Origin of the sequence: Flavobacterium supellecticarium (assembly GCF_004801375.1) — a bacterium.
Classification (GTDB): Bacteria; Bacteroidota; Bacteroidia; order Flavobacteriales; family Flavobacteriaceae; genus Flavobacterium; species Flavobacterium supellecticarium.
In genome coordinates, this window is the sequence record NZ_SSNZ01000001.1 from 601,913 (window position 1) to 620,830 (window position 18,918).

General features: G+C 41.5%; 10 protein-coding genes. 6 read left to right on the forward strand and 4 right to left on the reverse strand.

The window, feature by feature from the left end; translation table 11 throughout:
• Nucleotides 1-7 precede the first annotated feature (7 nt).
• From E6C50_RS02900 to E6C50_RS02925, 6 genes are all read left to right on the forward strand, one after another.
• Nucleotides 8-583 (forward strand): hypothetical protein, encoded by a 576-nt coding sequence (locus E6C50_RS02900; RefSeq protein WP_230978946.1) that lies wholly within the window; start codon nt 8-10, stop codon nt 581-583.
• 503 nt (nt 584-1,086) lie between these two features.
• On the forward strand, nt 1,087-1,416 hold the full coding sequence (locus E6C50_RS02905) for a hypothetical protein (protein WP_136401690.1): 330 nt from the start codon (nt 1,087-1,089) through the stop codon (nt 1,414-1,416).
• Between the two features lie 132 nt (nt 1,417-1,548).
• Entirely contained in the window at nt 1,549-1,923 is a 375-nt protein-coding gene (locus tag E6C50_RS02910; protein WP_211089515.1) for a hypothetical protein, read from the forward strand.
• Nucleotides 1,924-1,986: 63 nt separating this feature from the next.
• Nucleotides 1,987-5,475, forward strand: a complete 3,489-nt coding sequence (locus E6C50_RS02915) for a hypothetical protein (RefSeq protein WP_136401692.1) — start codon at nt 1,987-1,989, stop codon at nt 5,473-5,475.
• 19 nt (nt 5,476-5,494) lie between these two features.
• Complete coding sequence (locus tag E6C50_RS02920) at nt 5,495-7,093, forward strand: hypothetical protein (RefSeq protein ID WP_136401693.1); 1,599 nt, start codon at nt 5,495-5,497, stop codon at nt 7,091-7,093.
• A 12-nt stretch (nt 7,094-7,105) separates the two neighbouring features.
• Nucleotides 7,106-15,664 (forward strand): hypothetical protein, encoded by an 8,559-nt coding sequence (locus E6C50_RS02925; RefSeq protein WP_136401694.1) that lies wholly within the window; start codon nt 7,106-7,108, stop codon nt 15,662-15,664.
• Between the two features lie 182 nt (nt 15,665-15,846).
• Here the strand turns inward: E6C50_RS02925 and E6C50_RS02930 are convergent, their stop codons facing one another.
• The 4 genes from E6C50_RS02930 to E6C50_RS02945 all read right to left on the reverse strand — a co-directional run bounded on the left by E6C50_RS02930 (nt 15,847) and on the right by E6C50_RS02945 (nt 18,865).
• Entirely contained in the window at nt 15,847-16,506 is a 660-nt protein-coding gene (locus tag E6C50_RS02930; protein ID WP_136401695.1) for a hypothetical protein, read from the reverse strand.
• A gap of 118 nt (nt 16,507-16,624) precedes the next feature.
• Nucleotides 16,625-17,182 carry a toxin-antitoxin system YwqK family antitoxin gene (locus E6C50_RS02935; RefSeq protein ID WP_136401696.1) on the reverse strand — a complete coding sequence of 186 codons (558 nt, stop codon included), beginning with the start codon at nt 17,180-17,182 and terminating at the stop codon, nt 16,625-16,627.
• Between the two features lie 169 nt (nt 17,183-17,351).
• On the reverse strand, nt 17,352-18,215 hold the full coding sequence (locus E6C50_RS02940) for a leucine-rich repeat domain-containing protein (protein ID WP_136401697.1): 864 nt from the start codon (nt 18,213-18,215) through the stop codon (nt 17,352-17,354).
• A 77-nt stretch (nt 18,216-18,292) separates the two neighbouring features.
• Nucleotides 18,293-18,865: a hypothetical protein gene (locus tag E6C50_RS02945; RefSeq protein WP_136401698.1), complete on the reverse strand. Its 573-nt coding sequence runs from the start codon at nt 18,863-18,865 to the stop codon at nt 18,293-18,295.
• Nucleotides 18,866-18,918 lie beyond the last annotated feature (53 nt).

The following is an 18,918-nucleotide window of genomic DNA, read 5'->3' on the forward strand; positions in this document are numbered from 1 at the left end:
GATTACCATGAGAAAACTTTTTCTAAGCCTGTTCTTTTTCCTAAACCTATACTCCTATTCGCAAACGATTAAATGTGAATACGATTACGATGAAAAAACGGATTCCACGTTGATCAAAAAAACGCCGGACTACCTGATTCATGAAAACGTATTTGGAACAACCTCCACTTTTGTGTTTTTCTCATTAGTTAATTCGGACGGAACGCCTTATTTAAACCTTCATATTCTTAAAAAGAGTAAAGATTTTATCAAAGCGACCTGTCTAAATGCTGCTTCGCGAATTTTTATACAATTGTCCAATGGTAAAATTGTTACATTGATCAATAGTTCGGATGAAAATTGTAGCAACCTGACTTATAACTCGGCCGAACGCGATAATATTTCGATTCTCAACAGTTATTTCCTTTTTGCAAAAGACGGTTATGAAGATCTGAAAAAATACCCGATTACTTTGGTCCGGATTAAATTTGCCTCCGAAACCATCGATTATATCATGCATAAGGAACTCCGATCAGACGCTTTTAAAGAGACGGTCTACAATCCCGAAAATTATTTTATAAACTACCTGAAATGTGTAGAATAGCAAAAACCGGCAGTGCCGGTTTTTTTATTGTAATACCATCAGATCGTTTCTATTTTTTAGTTACACTTTATCCGTCTGCTGCGGTTGTAACTAGTGTCGTCAGTAAGAGCTGGAAATACGCTTAGGTTTGTATTTTAAAATATGAAAGAAGATCTTTTTATAGCAAAGCCTTTTGGCTGTCAGATACTTTTCTAAAAGATAAAGCTGTTTTACATTTTAACACAAAATATGACTTTTTGTTTTAAAACACTTCGATCTACCTTGTAAAAACCTCATTTTGCGAAATAAATAAAATTTAAAAATCGCAATTCGTTTAAAAATAATTAAAAACAGGTAATTCTACGTTACCTCTTTTTTTAAAAGGATTCTACATTGCACTAGCAATAAGCGCTCAAATTTACTCTTTTAACATCGCAAATCGTGGAGTCCAGAAACCACTTAAAAAACGGGGCGTTACTGAAAAGCCTTACGAGTAAGAATCAACCAACAAACACAAAAAAATTATGGCAACTTATCCTTACACCCAAACATCAATGCTAGTAAACAGTATTCAGGCGACAACAACAGTATCCATTCAAAGTGGAATGCAGGTATCGAGTACTGTTTTTTCGTCAGCAGCAGGTAATTTAGGCACCATTACACTTTCTCCGGTACAGCCAACGGCTAAAAATGTTGAATTTAAGTCCGGGTTACAAACCTTACAAATCGATTCCATGACTTTTACGGCACAATTCGGATTTGACGCCGGACAAGTATTTGCCAGTGGACGTGGAACCGATCAATCTGGTGAGAACGAAGCTGCTTTCTCTAAACAAATCGCAACCTGGTCATAATCCTGACTAATATACCGGATAGTTTCCTGGGTTTTGCAAATGTTGTCCACTAAGATCACAAAGCCTGTTGCTAACAGGCTTCATACTTGTGTCTTTTGGGTATTGCTTTTGGGCATGCTCACAGGCTTGCCTTTGACTACCACAGCTCAGGAAACTTCCTATACGTATCAGGATAGTACCGCGATTAGTAAACCCGGTACGGGAGGCATTCGCTATTTCGGCGATCTTTCGATACAATACAATATCGACAGTACCGGTAAAATTGTAGTATGCACCTTAACACTCAATACGGTAATCGTTGGAATCGTTTCTTTAACCGGAACCAATCCTGTTTACCAATTTAACGTAAAAGCCGGACTTGGTTCGGCAAACGGAACCCTAACCCTTAATCTTGTTTATCCTCCGTTAATTGCCACTTTAAAAGGTGATTTTAGCTATTCCGTTTCGGCCAACAATACCCGTTATCCCTTTATGGGCGATCTGGTAGGCTGGTATATTCCAAACTGAATCGCAAACAAACTTGCCGGAACTAGCGGACTATTTTTTACTTAACCTAAGTTCATTACCGATATGGCAAGTTTACAATTTACCAATACCTCATCCGGAAATGCCGCTTTATATGTTGCCAGCGATAATTCGTACTGGTTTGCCTATTTACTGGCCAAAGGTGTTTCCATTCCGGAAAGCAATACCCTGACTCTGGAAGAATTATCCAATTATAACGGCTACTTTTTATTTGCTTATAGTAGTCCAACACTGGACGCGAACACGTTCGTAAACAATGTCTACACCTTTTTAGGCCCTTTACAAACCTATCAATCGGCTTCGGTAGTCTGGTTTAAAGACCCGAATGCCACTCTTACAACCAGTAATACCACGCAACTTATATTAACAGGCGGCACCAATGGTGCTTATTCTGTTTTAAGTACTTACAATTTTAACTTTGGGAACAACTATGCTACCCTGTATATTAGTAATAGCAGCGTAGCACTCAACATAGATTTTACTACCAATACATTTGTGATATCCGGACCGGTTAGTATTACCAATTATACCTTCCGTCCGAATAACAAATCCTCATCGTCCCAGATCATGAGCACTATCGAAATACCACTCACCGGAAAAGGTCAGGGGCATTTTCGCTTTATATTCGGATTTTATGCCGCTTCCGATTTTACGAGTTTTAACGTCGCCCAACAGTATTGTTTTTTAGACAGTTCCAATAATAATACCCCTACCGTGATCAATTATTCGCAAATCGTTCCCGGTAATATGAATGACCTGATCCAGATGCAAGCCAGTATTTTCCCTTGTGATTTATTAAACAAAAACGGATTAAACTCCTATCTGGCCTTTTTAGGAACCACCTATAATACCAATACAAAAGCCTCCCGGCTTACATCACTTTCTTCCTATTATCAGACCAATTTTGGCTATCCGATACAATTGATTCCGTATACCAATTTTTCCGATATCGGCACGTCCAAAAACTATCCGGAAGCCAATTGCGGCCTACTCGTTTTTAGTGAGCAAAGCCCCGGTAACCAATCGGCCATATGGTATATGGTGCCACAGGGCGCCCTTACGTTGACATTGGACAGTGCTTACAAAACCTATGCAGACACTCAGGGACAAATGCAACTCATGTGTGGACTTAGTGCTACGGAAACCATTAGCTTTACCCCGCAATTTATAGATGCCTCCCTCGCCGTAACCGGAACCGGAGACTGGCTGTATTTTATTCCGAATCAAAGTGCTTATGCGCCTCAGTTTCCCATTCAGGCGACGCAAAATGTCGTTGGAAGCAACACCACTCAGGAATGGTTGTCCTATCTATATGATACCGCCTGGAGTGCGGTTGTAATGGCAAATGCAAATAACACCGCAATTGTATACCATGCGCAGCCTCAGGGTTCTGCTTTATTCGCACCGACACAGGATAGCAGTTCTCCGTTATTTGATCATCTTGTTACCGGTTCCGGTGTCTTATCCGATGCTCAGGAAACCATTTACGTCCCGATGGTTCCATACGGAAGTGTACAAACCAGCTCATCGGCCACCGTCGATTATTCGTTATTTGAAAAACAAATCTTAAATCCCACGCGGAAAAACCTCATTGCACAGGCCATGCAAAAACAGAATATCCCCGCTTCGCCAAACGGATTACACAGTGCTCGTGCGGCCACCGAAGACAGTGGAATAGACTCTACAAGTCCGCAGGGTTTTTATGTCAATGTAAACCAACAAACCGGCGTTTGGGATGTATTGCAACTGGCCAGTAATCAGTTTATGACCTCGGCCGGTACACTATCCAAAATATTTGACCTACAGTTTACGCCGGCGAGTTCGACCTTACAAACCGCTTTGCAATCCAACCAGCTATTTCTGGTGATCTCCTACAATGAAAAGCTCGAAGATGGCAGCTATGTACTGGATAATTTCAGTAATGAAATGGAAATCGCCGAATGGCCTTTTATTCTTAACGTTCCGAAAGAACCGGCCAACGGAAAATACAAAAACGTATTGATTTTTAAATTCTGTACCGGCACACTACTCGACAAAGTGCAAAACATACAAGGTTGGAATTCGCCCGATACGTTTAACGACACCAGCAATAGCGGCCTTCCCAATCTGAGTATGTGGCTGCAACAATACATACAAAGCGGTATGGATCAATATACCGTTCGGAACGATTCCGATTATTATAATTTTTACAATATCGCTACCAATCCCGATTGGCAAGGCGTCATATCCCTGGCGGTAGACATTAGCGTACAGGATTTCCCGGTGGAACTACAAGGCTTATTAGCCGGAATCGACCTGAATCGTTTTTATGCCCATCATTTCGGAATCGACATCAGCATTGTCAACAACGATAACGGAAAAGTAGCCATGCAGCCGAGTAGTTCGATGTTTGCGCTGATCGACTATCAGGATCAAACCTTTTACGGACTGGGATCGAATCCGGATGTCTATAAAGCCAAAGCGCCTATTAACGGTGCAGTCGATTATGATTTTGTTGTCCTACAATTAAAAATAGTCTTTACCAATAGTAAGATTTACAACTATAACAGTTATCTGGCGCTGACTGTCAATAAATTATTTGGCGAAAAAATCGATTCCAGTAATCGAAATAATTTGATCATATTAACCGGAACCTACGAAAACAGTAATGGTGTACTGTCGTATACGTTTATGAATACGTCCGATAACATTCTGAATCTGGTTAACACCAACATCATTACCGAAGTCGAAATCATAAAAACCACCTTTGTAACCGTAGTGCCACAGGACGATGAAGGCAGTAGTACCGTGTACTCTAAATTCTCCTTCTGGGGCTTTATCAATTATAAAAAACTGGATGGCTTTGATCTGTTTTCTTTTGGAACCGACGACAGTAAGAACAATCATTTTAAAGGACTATCCTATTCCAATATGTATATTGACCTGACGTTCCAATTGGAAACCCCAACGGTCAAAACATTTACCTTCGACATCGGACAAATGGCCTTCGACATCGGACAAAGTACCCCTCGTGCCGACAGTTTGTATTCCCATTTTCCGTTACAACTTTCGGGAATCAGTTGGGGTAACAACAGCGATACGCCAACGCAACAGGGTTACCTCAATGTCTCAATGCCGGAATTACAAAACCAGCAAAGTGTGAGCGGCGAATGGTATGCCCTGGTCTTTAACCTCAATATGGGGACATTAGGAGCTTTGGCCAGTTCGGCCGGTTTCACCTCCTCCTTTATGATGGCGTGGTGCGTGGGAGCCAAAGGAGCCTGGGCCGGTGTAAAACTCCCGGGCGTCAATCCGCAGGCACCGTCTTTTAGCTTACAGGGTGTACTGAAACTCAATATCGGCTCGATCCTGCTACAAACGGCTACCGGAACCGATAGTATCGCCTATCTGATGAAAATAAACAATATCGCTTTAGACGTCTTTAGCCTTTCGTTTCCACCGGGTGGTAACATTAGTTTTATGCTATTCGGAAATCCGGCCTCCGATGCCAAACCTGAAAGCTTAGGCTGGTATGGTGCCTATGTCAAAAGTTAAATAATTAAAACAGAACCCCATGTCTTTAACCGACCAAATAAAAATATTAGTTGACAATGTTACTGCTATTTCTGAAGACAGCGCACAGGAACAACGCACGTTAATAGCCGATTTTCTATCGAGTACCGACAATCAAATAATCCGGGTTTATGTCACCGATACCTCCGGAATGGGACATCAGTCCAATACCGTGATGATCATGTATCGTTTAATCCAACTGGGTTTTAACCATAACTTCGAAGTCGTCTATGCCGAAAGTGAAGGAGACAATCTAACTGCCAATAAACTTTCCAAATTGATTCCCGGATTTATGCCGGATGGCAACAATCCGGTAACTGTAACCTTAAGTACCGATCCCAAGGTAGATGCCTCCATGATTCCCTTAACTTATTTTAAAACGAATATTGCCGACTACCCGATTAAATATTTTGGATTTACCGGAGGTTATGACAAAAAAAGTACCAATCTGGCTAATGCTCCTACAAATACAGATCCGGGTGTGAATGTAAGCTTCTTTTTAAAACTACAACCGTATCAATGGCCACAACAAAATACGATCCAACGTTTTGGTATAGCAGACCCTATCTTACTTGAAACGGTAGCTGTATTAGGAGCTGCTACATATCAAAAAAAAAGAGGTTATTTCATCAATCCGGCACAACCGCCACCGCAAAATGCTTTTACCGGAACCAGCCAAGACAAATATGTTCCGTATCAAACCATCATAAACGCTTCCAAATCAACTGAAAATCCAATTAACCTGCTACCGGTCTACGGAATTGGTGGAAGCGAAGCATCGGGAGTAACAGATGCCAGCCCGAATATCCGATCTCAAAATGTATTATTCGATCTGATTACAGCTGTTCGTTATGCACAACGTTTTGGCTCCGGAAATCAGCAACGAGGTGCTATTATTGTAAACATTGCCAACATACCGGATACGGCCTACGACTCTTTAAATGAACTCTTAACCGGAGCAGCGCCAGACCTTACCACCTTAAATGAAATGGTAACACAACTACCGGCCATTCAAGGGGATTTAGCAACCCATTCGGTTGAAATAATCGACTATTTCAATCCGGCATTAGCCGATAAAATAGCACTTTTAAATGGTACTGATGGTACCTATAAAATACTGGTGGTTAAAATGGGCGGTATTCCGGTGAGTGCTTTTAATTATATGTATTCTCTAAGTACACTCCCTTGTGTACTGGAAGGAAAGGCAACAGCCAATATGGTATTAAATATGAATATCCCCTATCTCAACATTTTAAAAGATAGTAAAGTCGTATATCCTACGCTACCGTTAAACGCAACAGCAGATTGTCAACAGGCAAAAGATTGTAATAATGTTTCTGCTTCGTTTAAAGTAACGCCCGCAACAATGAATACCAAAATGGAAGAAAATCCATTTAGTCTCGATCCGCCATCCGATGGTTTTAAAACCACCCCTGCCTATATCATTAGCGACTATATCGCAAGAATATACAACACCTCTGATGCCTTGAATACCTATTTTACCGACTTACAAGCATTTTTCCAAAACCAGCAGCAGGATAAGTTATATCTGGGACTTCTTTATTTTATCAGTTATAAAGACTCCCTAAACACCATTTAAAGCACTACCATTATGGATACGCAACAACTACAACAACTCTATACCGGCTTACAAGGACAGGTTAACAACGATGATCAACTTTACTTTGTAAATGCCACTGCTGCGCTCGATCTTCCGATCACCTCAAACAGTTACAAACAATTTGTACCGGACGGACAATTAATTATCAATGCCGTTGTGATTGCAATGCCAGACGAAAACACTATTCTTATAAAAGGAGTAACGTCCTCGTTCCAGATACCCGACTGCGATTGTTTTGTAAAGTTTTACATTGAAAATGAAATTCTTAACTCAACCTTTTATATCACGCTTTTAGGCGAAACCATAGCCTTACCGGGCGTTAACTGGTTTTCGGTTACGCTACCGTATTACGAGCTTTGTATTGCCGAAGCCGAATTACCCGTAGTGGGTATCGTTGGCGGAACCATCAACACCGGAGTGACGCTACAGGTCGCTATGGGCTATCCTGTTACCGATAATATCTGGATGTTTCAAGGGCTTTTTTCCGATCCGTATCCGAGTATTTCCAATTTTTACCAGTTGGCCGGCGGAATTAACCTTACCACCGCTTTACCACAACCTTTTAGTACGCTGAGTACCTTAGGTTTAAAATCGATCGATATCAGTTACGATTCCGCTAATAGTATCGTCGACTATATGGGCATTGAAATCAGTACGCCGCCCGACTATATCTGGCAGATCTTACCCGGTGTTGCCATTACCGGTATCGATATTTACTGTATCGTTTCCGGTTTTAGTACGTCCAGCGCCAGCAGTACCGATTTTACCATTAACGGAACCTTTACCATCGGGCCACCCGATTCCAATACGATAGCCCTTACGGCACATTATCCGAATTTCACAGCCAGTGTCCAACTCATTGAAGGAACCATCCAACTGGGCGATTTGCTTACGATGTTCTGGAGCGGAACCACAATTGATCTGGAATCGGAAATACAGGTTTTAAATATCGAAATCGACCCCGATTCTCAAAATTATACCCTCAATTGTTCCATTGTGAGCAATTGGGTTTTCTTTACGATAAACGATCCGAGTCTGAGTTTTACCATGACAGGACTCAACTTAGATGTCAATAGTCTACAGGGAACGACTACCGGACAGATTGCCGGTTTTTTCCATATCGGACCAGATGATCAATCCGGTGTTGATCTCACCATTTACGCCGGATACGATGCTACCGCCTGGACTTTTGGCGCCAGTACCGGTACCGATCAAACCATATCGTTGGGATCGATCGCTTATACGTTTCTAAAAGCCTTTGGCATGGCCGACATTCCAAGTTGGGTAACCGATAATTTACCGAACATCAGCAATGTCAATTTTGTAACCGTTGTTCCGGACGACAAAACCAAAGTCACCACCTACGATGTGAGTGGCGACGTCAACTGGCATTTGCAATACAGTTCCTTCGATTTGGAACTCGACGCCAATGTGGCGATAAAATATGATGAAAACGGTACGTCGGGAACCATTGCCGGAATCGCCGATGCCCGTCAAATGCTGGGGCTTACCTTTGAAGTCGGTTACGAATTTGGTACCGCAGACACGCAGGTGTACCTCAACATGCCTGAATTCGCCTGTAAGATCACTTATATTGGCAACACCGACTATGACAGCATCGACATCAAATTCGATAAAATTTCACTGGGTGAATTGATCACTACGTTTGTAGGCACTTTTAGCCCTGGATTTTCACTGTCGGCGCCGTGGAATTTACTCGATACCATCGATTTGTCCGGATTTGAATTTACCTATACCCGTTATAAAGAAAACAACAAAAGTAGTATTGTAGCCACGATCCCGCTTCATATCGATCTTGGGTTTATCAATATCGAAACTTTAAAAATCACCAAAGATGCGGAAAATGCCAGTAGCAGCGGTGTGTATCTGTACTTTACCGGAACCTTTTTAGGACTGCCAATCGAACCCGATTCGCCGTTACAGGAAGACGGAAAAGGTAGCGATGCCACACAAATGCCACCAGTACCGGGAATGGGAGAAGAATTTTTCGATTTAAAACTTCTGGCCATGGGGCAACACGTATCGCTCTATGATTCGCCGGAACTCAACTCGGTTGACGAAGCCATCACGGCACTGGAAGAAGCCTTTACCACGACTTCCAATACCGGTGACAGTACGATTCCGGTTCCGGCCGCAACACCCGATACCAAACCCGGTACGCTGGTATTTGATCAAAACAGCAACTGGCTAATTGGCGCCGATTTTACCGTGGCTAAATTCTATCGTGTGGCGACTGTTTTTAACGATCCAAATCTCTACGGCTTGTTAATTGGCGTTAGCCCGGAATCGAATTATTTTAAAAATTTACAATTTGAAATCCTTTATAAAAAAATAAATGACTCGATCGGAATGTACCAACTGGATTTACAATTGCCGGATGAATTCCGACATTTTGAATTTGGCGAAGTATCCATCAGTTTACCGATTATTGGCGTACAGATTTACACCAACGGGAACTTCTATCTCGATTTCGGATTTCCGGCCAGTATTACCGATTTTTCGCGTTCGTTTTCCATACAGGTATTCCCGTTTTTAGGATACGGAGGTTTCTACTTCGGATACCTCAGCGGCGCAACGTCCAATAGCGTACCGACGACAAGTTGTGGAAACTTTAACCCGGTAATCGAATTCGGACTTGGCCTTTCGCTTGGTGTAGGTAAAACCGTAGACGAAGGAATCTTAAAAGCCGGACTATCCCTTACCGCTGTTGGAATTTTTCAGGGCGTATTAGGATTTTTCAGCGCGAATCCAAACCTCGATACCTACGACGACACCTACTATAAAGTACAGGGAACTTTTGGTCTGACCGGACATATTTACGGAGAAGTCAACTTTGCGATTATTTCGGCCAAAGTGGATATTATGGCCTATGCCTATATCACGATGACGATCGAAAGCTATATGCCAATTCCGATTACCTTTGAAGCCGGTGTTTCGGTAAAACTAACCGTAAAAATCCATTTGGGATTGTTCTCCATCAAAGTATCCCTTCGATTCAGCACCACCATCAGCGCTTCATTTATAGTAGGAAGCGACACTTCGGCCTCTGCACCGTGGAACCTATGTCCGACAAAAGATTCGTTGGCCAAAGGCGCATTACCGCAAAACTACCGAAGTCTGCAACGTTTAAGCCTGGCCGAAACCACTCCGGTTGTTTTAAAATGGCAACCGTTACAAACCACCACCAAGGTACCATTGGATTTAATGTTTTTCCCGCAATTGACCGTTTCCGGCGAAAGCGGCGCCTCCGGTCCGCAATATATTGCCATGCTTTATATTAACACCGATCCGGACAATAACAGCCTTTTTGGCGTAACCGAAGGGGTTTTATATTGGGCAATCAATGCCTTAATTGGAAATACAGCAGACAATACAGGACTGGATTGGCTTAAAAATCAAACCATCACTGCCGACCAGATCAACAGTATGCTCTGCTATTTTAATACGCGTCCGAATCACGAACCGCCGTTTAACTATAGTAATGCGGCTCAGGACGATATCAAAACCTTTTTCAGTACCTATTTCGAATTAAATATCCGCGCGGTCGATGCCAATACCGAAGGCACTATGGATGCCGCCGTATTCCCGGTTGTTCCGGAATTATTGCTGAATACCATTTTAAACGGAACGGCCGGAAACCCGATCGACTTTGCCACGGAAAGCATGACTGGCGATCAGGACTATATTAGCGATATCACCGCCTTACTGGCCTCGACCAGTGTCGATTACCAATCGGAAATGACCGCGGATTACTATGCCCCAACCGATTGTGAAAATATATCCGATCCGACCTACGAGGAGCAACATAATTTATCGTTTCCGACGTTTATGTTTACCGATTTCGTAGCCCTACTGGCCAAACAAGCCTTACAATCGGCGTTGGACTACCTGAACACTCAGGAAACCTTCTCCGGAACGGTGAGTGATGTCGTAAATCATGCGGTAACCGACAGTATCGACGGTATCAGCGGTATGGCTTCGCGATTTATGTTACACGGAATGCGTTTACCGGCACCACCGGATGCAGCAACCGGAGTAACGAAACCACTTTATGTATTAACAGGTCAACAACTCGCCATTCCGAGTACGTTACAACAAGGTGATGTATATTCTATCGTTTTGGAAAACCCGGACGAATCCTGGATCAATATGGTATCCGGAACTGACAACAAACTTACCGTTACCATCGACAACAACGAAATACAGCACATTCACGATATCGCTGCCATTTCGCTTAGTCCGGTGCTAACCTATGGTCCGAGTCCGTTGATCAACTATAACGATACCCCGCAAACCTTCTCGTTGGGAAGTCCGGCCTTATGGCAATATCCGGGCGATTATTATCCGGACGTTACCAATGAGCCGTATATCTGGAAATTACCGTCCAACCTGACGACTATTTTCTCCGAACAAGGCAACAACTGGCAATTTGTAGTCAAATCGCTCACCACAACAGCCAGCGGAACCACGCAGGCTGATGTGCAAAATTATACATGGGGAACAACGATTAACTTTACGCTACAAAAAATAACGGCACAATCCGGGTTGGTCACACCACTTTCCGGAAATATGTACAATCTGGTAGGTGCCGACGATGCGAGTACGGTTTACTTACAGGAACTCCTTACCTATCTAAACACCATAGGCGATACCGACGGAACCCGTACAATACAACAAATCCAGGTTATCTACCAACCGGATCCGACACAAAATAGCAATGGCGGCTATCTGTCCGATGCCAATGGCGACTATAAAACGGCTATTATTCAGGCGAATCTTTCCACCGAAACCAATCCTGCCGAAAGTATGATGCGCATGATGGTTATGGAAACAACTCCGGAAGGCACTTACAATACCTTAAATACGGCCGGTGATTTTGTCAAACTATTATGGGAATGTAGTACCGTTCGCAGTGGTGGTTACTATTTCTACTATGAAAACAATGCCACTAATGGCTTACCGGATTCCTTATTTGCCGGAACCGGCGTGGCCAATCTTGCGATACAAATTACGTATAACACCCTAATTAACAGTCCGTTTGTAAATAGTGTAATTATTGGTGATTCGATTGATACTTCCATTACTTCCGTATTCGTACAATCGCCGGTAACAGCACCTTTGGATCAGCAGTATACCACCCGTATTGCCACATTACTACCGGGAACCGTCGGCTACGAAGTCTCCCGACAAAATCCGGGTGATTATGTGCCAACACAACCGGTACCGACATTAGCCGAAGATCAGGTTTATCTGGAAACCCAATTCAACCTGATAGGTCTGGCGGTACCTGCTATCCCGGATTATATAAACCCGACTCCGGCCGGTCCGGTCGATTCTACCGACGACGAAGCCGTTTCCAACACCGAAGATGGCAACACCTCCGACAACGACGATCTGGAAGATTGGAACTATAATGCCGTGATTCCATATTACAAATACGTACAACCGGAAGGAACCGATCCGTTATATCCGAATCCATATGCCGGAATTGGCGATACGGTTGAAATGGTTTTAAACTGGCAGGATATGTTTGGTAATATTCCGCCAAACGATACGCAGCCTTTACATACTTCTATGCAAGTATTATACAGTGATGCGATCATCGCCCTGAGTCAGTGGCCATCGGTATCGGTATCGTATTTATTTAGCTTACTTTCAGGTGCGCCAAATCTAAGTCTGACCTTTAACTTTAACACATCCCGTTATAAAGGCGAAAGCGCGCAAAACAACGCTCAGATCGATTTACAGACCTATATGAACCTGTATTATCAATTGGATAGCCCGAATATGGCACTTCGTTATACCACTACCGTAGAAGACACTGTTGATGCCCAAGGCAACACCACGCCTATGGTACACGAGCTGGCGAATTCGGTACTGCTGACACAATTTATCAATCCGATAATCGAATATTTAAAAACCGTAGTGGCCGGAGAAGCCGCAGTAGCTGTACAGGCCTATACGCTCAATACGCAAATGACCACCACAAACCTGGTTAGTCTGCCGGAAATTGCGTTAATTACAACCCGTTTTAGTATGGTTCGTACGGCCTATCTCGATCCGAACTTTGTGGGTGTAGCCGGTGTAGCCGAAGCGACAACTCAAATTCAGCCGCTATCCGACAACAGTCAGAACAGCATGTTGGCGCTGACTTATTTTGCACAACAATTTGAAATGGCCTTCCTGAATCAGCCTTATACCGGTATTATTTTAAAAGCCGCAACCGGAGCGAACCTTACCAAAGGAAACAGTGATACCACTGCCAATGCTCCGCTATGGATGGTCCGTTTTGACAGTACGGGTGCCAACGGATTGCGTTTTGGATTTAATAAAGACCAAACCTATTATTTTGCACCGGTTCCGCTGGCTACAAGTTTACAATCCTTCTCCGCTTCGATTGTCAGTTACGACAAAGGCGTTCCGGACGGTAGTGTGGTTAAAAACTTCAACAGCATCGATATGGATAGCTGGGGATTACAATTCCTTCAGGCGGTCGATAAATTCCTAAGTCCGGCCTATTCCGTTCCGGCCTTTTTACTAACAGCCTATAAAGTATTCCCGGACGATCCGGACTATCTGCAACAAATACTCGATGCCAAGCAAACCATTGCCGAAGCTATCGAAGGCACCATCGACTTTATCATCGATCCTTGTAGCGGAGAAACATCGCCACCTTGTACGGCAAAAGACCCGTCTAACATTGGCAATGCGCAGGAAAAATGGAAACAACAAATCCTGATTCAGCTTTCGAATGCTTATCGTTATGTCGCTTCCGTACAAACCACAGCCAGTATCAGTTCGTCGTATAGCGGTCCGGAATATGCCGATGCGAACAATGATCCGCCACATGCGCCATTTGTACCGAATTTATATGGAAAAATGCTGGGTCTCGATCCGACACTTTCGGGTACGGACGAAATTCCAACATCCACCGAATATTCCTTATCGACCGCAAAAGTACCAACCGCAAACGGTGCTTCCTGGCTAACGTATATGTTTGAAGCCAAAGACAGTGCCGAAAGCCGTAGCTTTACTTTTGGCGATATGCAATACAACGTAAGTCATATGGAATTTGACATCACGGAAATTCCGGATCTGGACAATTATCTGGCTTCCTCATGGCTGACGTTTATCGTTCCGTTAAGCGGTGAAATCAATTCCGAAGTCACACCATTGGCACAAATGGGCGATGTGGGCGAAACCACCATTCCGGTTCCGTTGCGCTCCTATCCTACGCCGCCATCGGTTACGGCTCAGAACTTTAATTATCCGGCCAACGACGATGCTTCACCAACGATTGAAGAAGCCCGTCAGTGGGTGTATTACTACACCTATCAGAACACTTCGGCAGCACAGGATACCATTGTAACGGAAGTTCAGTTTAATGTGACCGATGAAAACCAGAGTGATTATACGATAATGAATACCAAAAATCTGGGCATGTATCAGGCTTTGGCACAGTTTATCGATTCCTATCCGTCATTAAATGCCGATTTTGACAACTGTCTTGCGATGCTAACGCCTGCCACCATGGATGCAAATTCGGAACTGGCTCAGGATGCCCGTTATGCCATGCTTGCCTTTATTGACATCATCAATCAGGTCGCTGCACAATGGTCGGTTACCAACCAGGTAAATCCAAGAAAAACGGTTAACAAGGCTATGCAAGCGGACTTTACTCCGGCACCGCCGTATACATTAGGCTATACAATTACCGAGAGTTATGAGGAAGAAACCGATTATCTGATTATAACCATTATTCCGGAAGATCAGAAATCAGCGGATGCCAATATCACCGTGACGATCGATAATTATACTAACGAATTGATTCCGGGTGATACACTTGCCTATCGTTATTACCAACTGGATAACAACGGACAGCGTGTTTATCTGTTGTATGAAGACCGAAACACCAATCCTTCGCGAAATGTAGTGTTGGACAATCTGGATATTCTGAGTGCGCAAAATGCATGGAGTAGCGTTGCTGTAATCCGAAATGAAGAATTACTTCAAAATAAAGATGGTAGCTGGCAAACGACCAATCCGTTGTTTATTTACCAGACGCCGCAGGTGATGTTCTACAACAAACTTATTCCGTTGTTGAATACCGATAACGCGATCAATATCGCTCAAATCACAACACCAAGTTATCCGGCAGCACCAAGTCGAACGTTACAGAATCAGTTGCTGGCTTTATTTGACGCTTTAACACTCAATATTGATGCTTCGATTACCGCGTTTAACATCAAAATGCAATGCGATTATACCTATAGCATACCGGGAACAACCTTTACGATCGATGTTCCGGTGGTGATGTTAACGCCAACCGCAGTAGATGTAACCGCGCATGGTGCTAACATAGCCAATATGCTAACCGACGGTATTACAAACTGGATGAATAGTACCAGTCCGCAACAGAATAACGGTATCTTTAGCTTTACACTTACAGCTTATTCGGTTACCGATGCCTATGTTCCTATTTTACAAATACCACTTATACTATCTTTGACTGCTATTACCGATTTGTAATAGCATAAGAATCTCTCACAGCCTGTTTCGATTTATCGGAGCAGGCTTTTTATTTTATAGTTATCTAAAAATAATTTTTCTATTTTATTGTCCCGGATTGCTCCCAAGGCTTTAGCCGAACTGACAAAGTAAATCCACGACATCTGGTTGTCACGGATTGCAAATACGCGAGATCGTGTAGTTTAGTCCGCAATTAATTTGTTGTCTTTATAGTAATATTTTCTTTTTTTCATTTTTATATAGCCATCCATAAATTCAACTTTAAAACCCTCTAAGTTTTTCAAGTTTATTAGATTTTGTACTAAAGTTGTCCTATCTAAATTGATTAGCTTTAAAAGCTGAAGCTTATCAAAATCAAATAGAATATAGCCATTTATTATTGTCGCCTGCGTTTGATTACAATCGGGACAACCCACTCTTGTATAGGAAAATTTTACAATTAATTCCTCACTTTTAAAGTTGTCGAGTTTACATCTTTTTACGTCAACAATTTCCAGAGATGGTTCGGTTATCATCCTATACGCCTTACTTTTCTCCTTTGCATTTAAAGTATCCATAACATAACCATTTGAAAAGAGTTCATAGACGTGGAACACTTCGTTATTTTTAATCGCAATGGATAGTGTTCCTATTTTGTTGTCAAAATTTCGTATTAAATACGCTTCAGGCTTCGATATGGAATCAATTATTTTGTAAGTATGGATTTCATTTACGGGTATGGATTTCCCTAATGTTTCAACATTTTGGAAACGTAATTCTTCAGTAGAAAACGCCGCATTATTTTGACTGAAAACAGCATTCAACAAGAAAAAAAACAGCACTATAAAGTAAACCTTTTTCATTTCTGATTTTTATTTAGTTGATTTTGATTGCGATAGTAAAAACGTTCTCAGATAACATCCTTTCAAAAGACAAGTGCAAAATTTACAATTTACGTACCATTTTATAAAACCTTTGGCATCACTCGTTTTTTATTACGCCATTTTTATATTGAAATTCCTGAATGGTATCGGATTCGTTCTCTATATCGTGAAAAAGCATCGTCCCATTTCCATTGCTGATTGTTCCGCAATCCAGTACATTTTTACGGCTGTCGAAGCACGATTTTATTTCCATCAGTTTACCATCGACATACCAACGTTCGGTATATAAATTTCCGTTTTTATGGTACCATTTCCATACTCCGTTTTGTTTGCCATCGACCAGTTCTCCCATTCCCATAAATGATCCGTTGTCGAAATAATACTGCCAAATTCCATTTTGTTTGCCGTTTCGGAATTCCCCTTTTTGATGCAACTTCCCATTATCGTAGAAATAGCTCCAATCGCCATTTTTCTGATCTTTTACAAACGTTCCAACAGCATCTACTTTTCCCGCTTTATAAAACGTCCACGTTCCGTTTTTTAGTCCGTTTTTTAAATGCCCTTTGGCTTCTTTTCCGTTTTCGATTATGGTTGTTTGCGTTGCTCCACAAGATAGTAGTACTAGAATGGGAATAAAAGTTAGTACTTTATTCATTAACAGTGTATTTTTTTTAATTATAGATGGTTTTCTTGATGTCACGGATTACACCCGAGGCTTTAGCTGAACTGACGAAGTAAATCCGCACTATCAGTATTGTCACGGATTGCAAATCCGCGACATCTGGATTTAGCGCAACAGACGAAGTAAATCCGCGACATCGGTTCTAGACTACTATATGTTTTTGACCTTTTTCAAACGATGTATTGAAAGTCTTAAGATGTGAATTTAAGGTATCGACATCACATTTCGGACAAATTGTTTGTGGTTTTACTTTTCCGGTTAGCTTTATCATATTTTCGTTACAAACGGTACATTTCATTATGTTATCATACTTATCTGATGCAATATGATAGGGTTCAAAGTCATAGCATTTGGCATTTGGCAAAGCACCTTTTAGATAGGCTATTTCCTCTACTTTAAAGTTTATTGCCAAACCAAGCTTTTGTAAGTTTTTGAGATTTGCAATTAATAGTAAGTTATTTTTATTAACGGAAACATTTTGTAAATCCAATCTGAAAAGGTTTAAATTTTTTAAAAAATTTAAATTCCCTACTTTATAGCTACTGGAAACACCACCTTCAATTCTTAAATTATTTAAGGTCGTAAGCGTTTCTATTTCATCGTAATGAACCAGTTTTTTGTTATTTAGTAACGATAGGTATTCTAAATGCCTAAGGTTTTTTATACCTTCTAATGATTCTAAACTATCAAATCCATCAATATTTAAATAGATAAGGTTTGGAAATTTGATGAGAAAATCCAAAGACGAACAATCGTTACAATTGATCATTAAATACTTTACGGATGAAAGTAACGGAAACTCATTAATTTGATCATTTGTAATTCTAAAACATTTTATGGTTTCAATTGACTTAAAATTTGAAAGCAGATTGATATTATCTGCATCTTGATTTAAACAAATACCTTTTACATTTTGATCATAATCTGTAATTTTTAAATCATAATTAAATGACGCTATTGAATTGTGAATATATTCTCCGTATTCTGTTATTTTATAGTGTCCCATAATTTTTATTCGCGTTTCTGATGTTTGGTAAAATAGTTTCTAACACACCTGATGTCATGGATTTATCGTATGTGTAATTACGCGTAAATCTCAAGTGGTTTTAGTGCAATTTTTGCTACATCAATGGTAACCGTTTTTTCTAAGTGCATATAGAATTCCATCCAACCCAGTACGTTTTCGTCTTTAAGCGAATAAACATTTATTTTCCACGTGCCAACCGGTAGAGCTATCAAAGGTAATTCATATTTAAAATATTCTTCTTTGGTTTTCTCGAAGCCCGGGTTTAAAATATTTTTAAGTGTCAACGAGCTGTCTACGAATGCTTCTAAATCCCCTTTATAATGATGGCACATTTGCGTAAAATCGGCATGAGAAATTGCCCGGATTTCATCCCCTTCGTCTACTTTTAAATAGTTGTACGAATCGTGATAGTCCCACATATCCAGATCGATTTCATCCGTATCAAAGGCAAAATTTACTACTTCAACAGCTTCATCTGTGGTAATAATATGTACTATTCCTTGTTGTACTAATTCGGATAATCCTTCCGGATAATTATAATCAAATTCTTTATCCGAATAATACGCTTTACACTTGGTAATATTGGCGAAAATAAGTACGCCTTCGGTATTCAATCCTTCCAGAGTCATTTTTTGGTTTTGTTTATATTAAAAAAATCATTTTTGCTTGAACCTCATCGGGT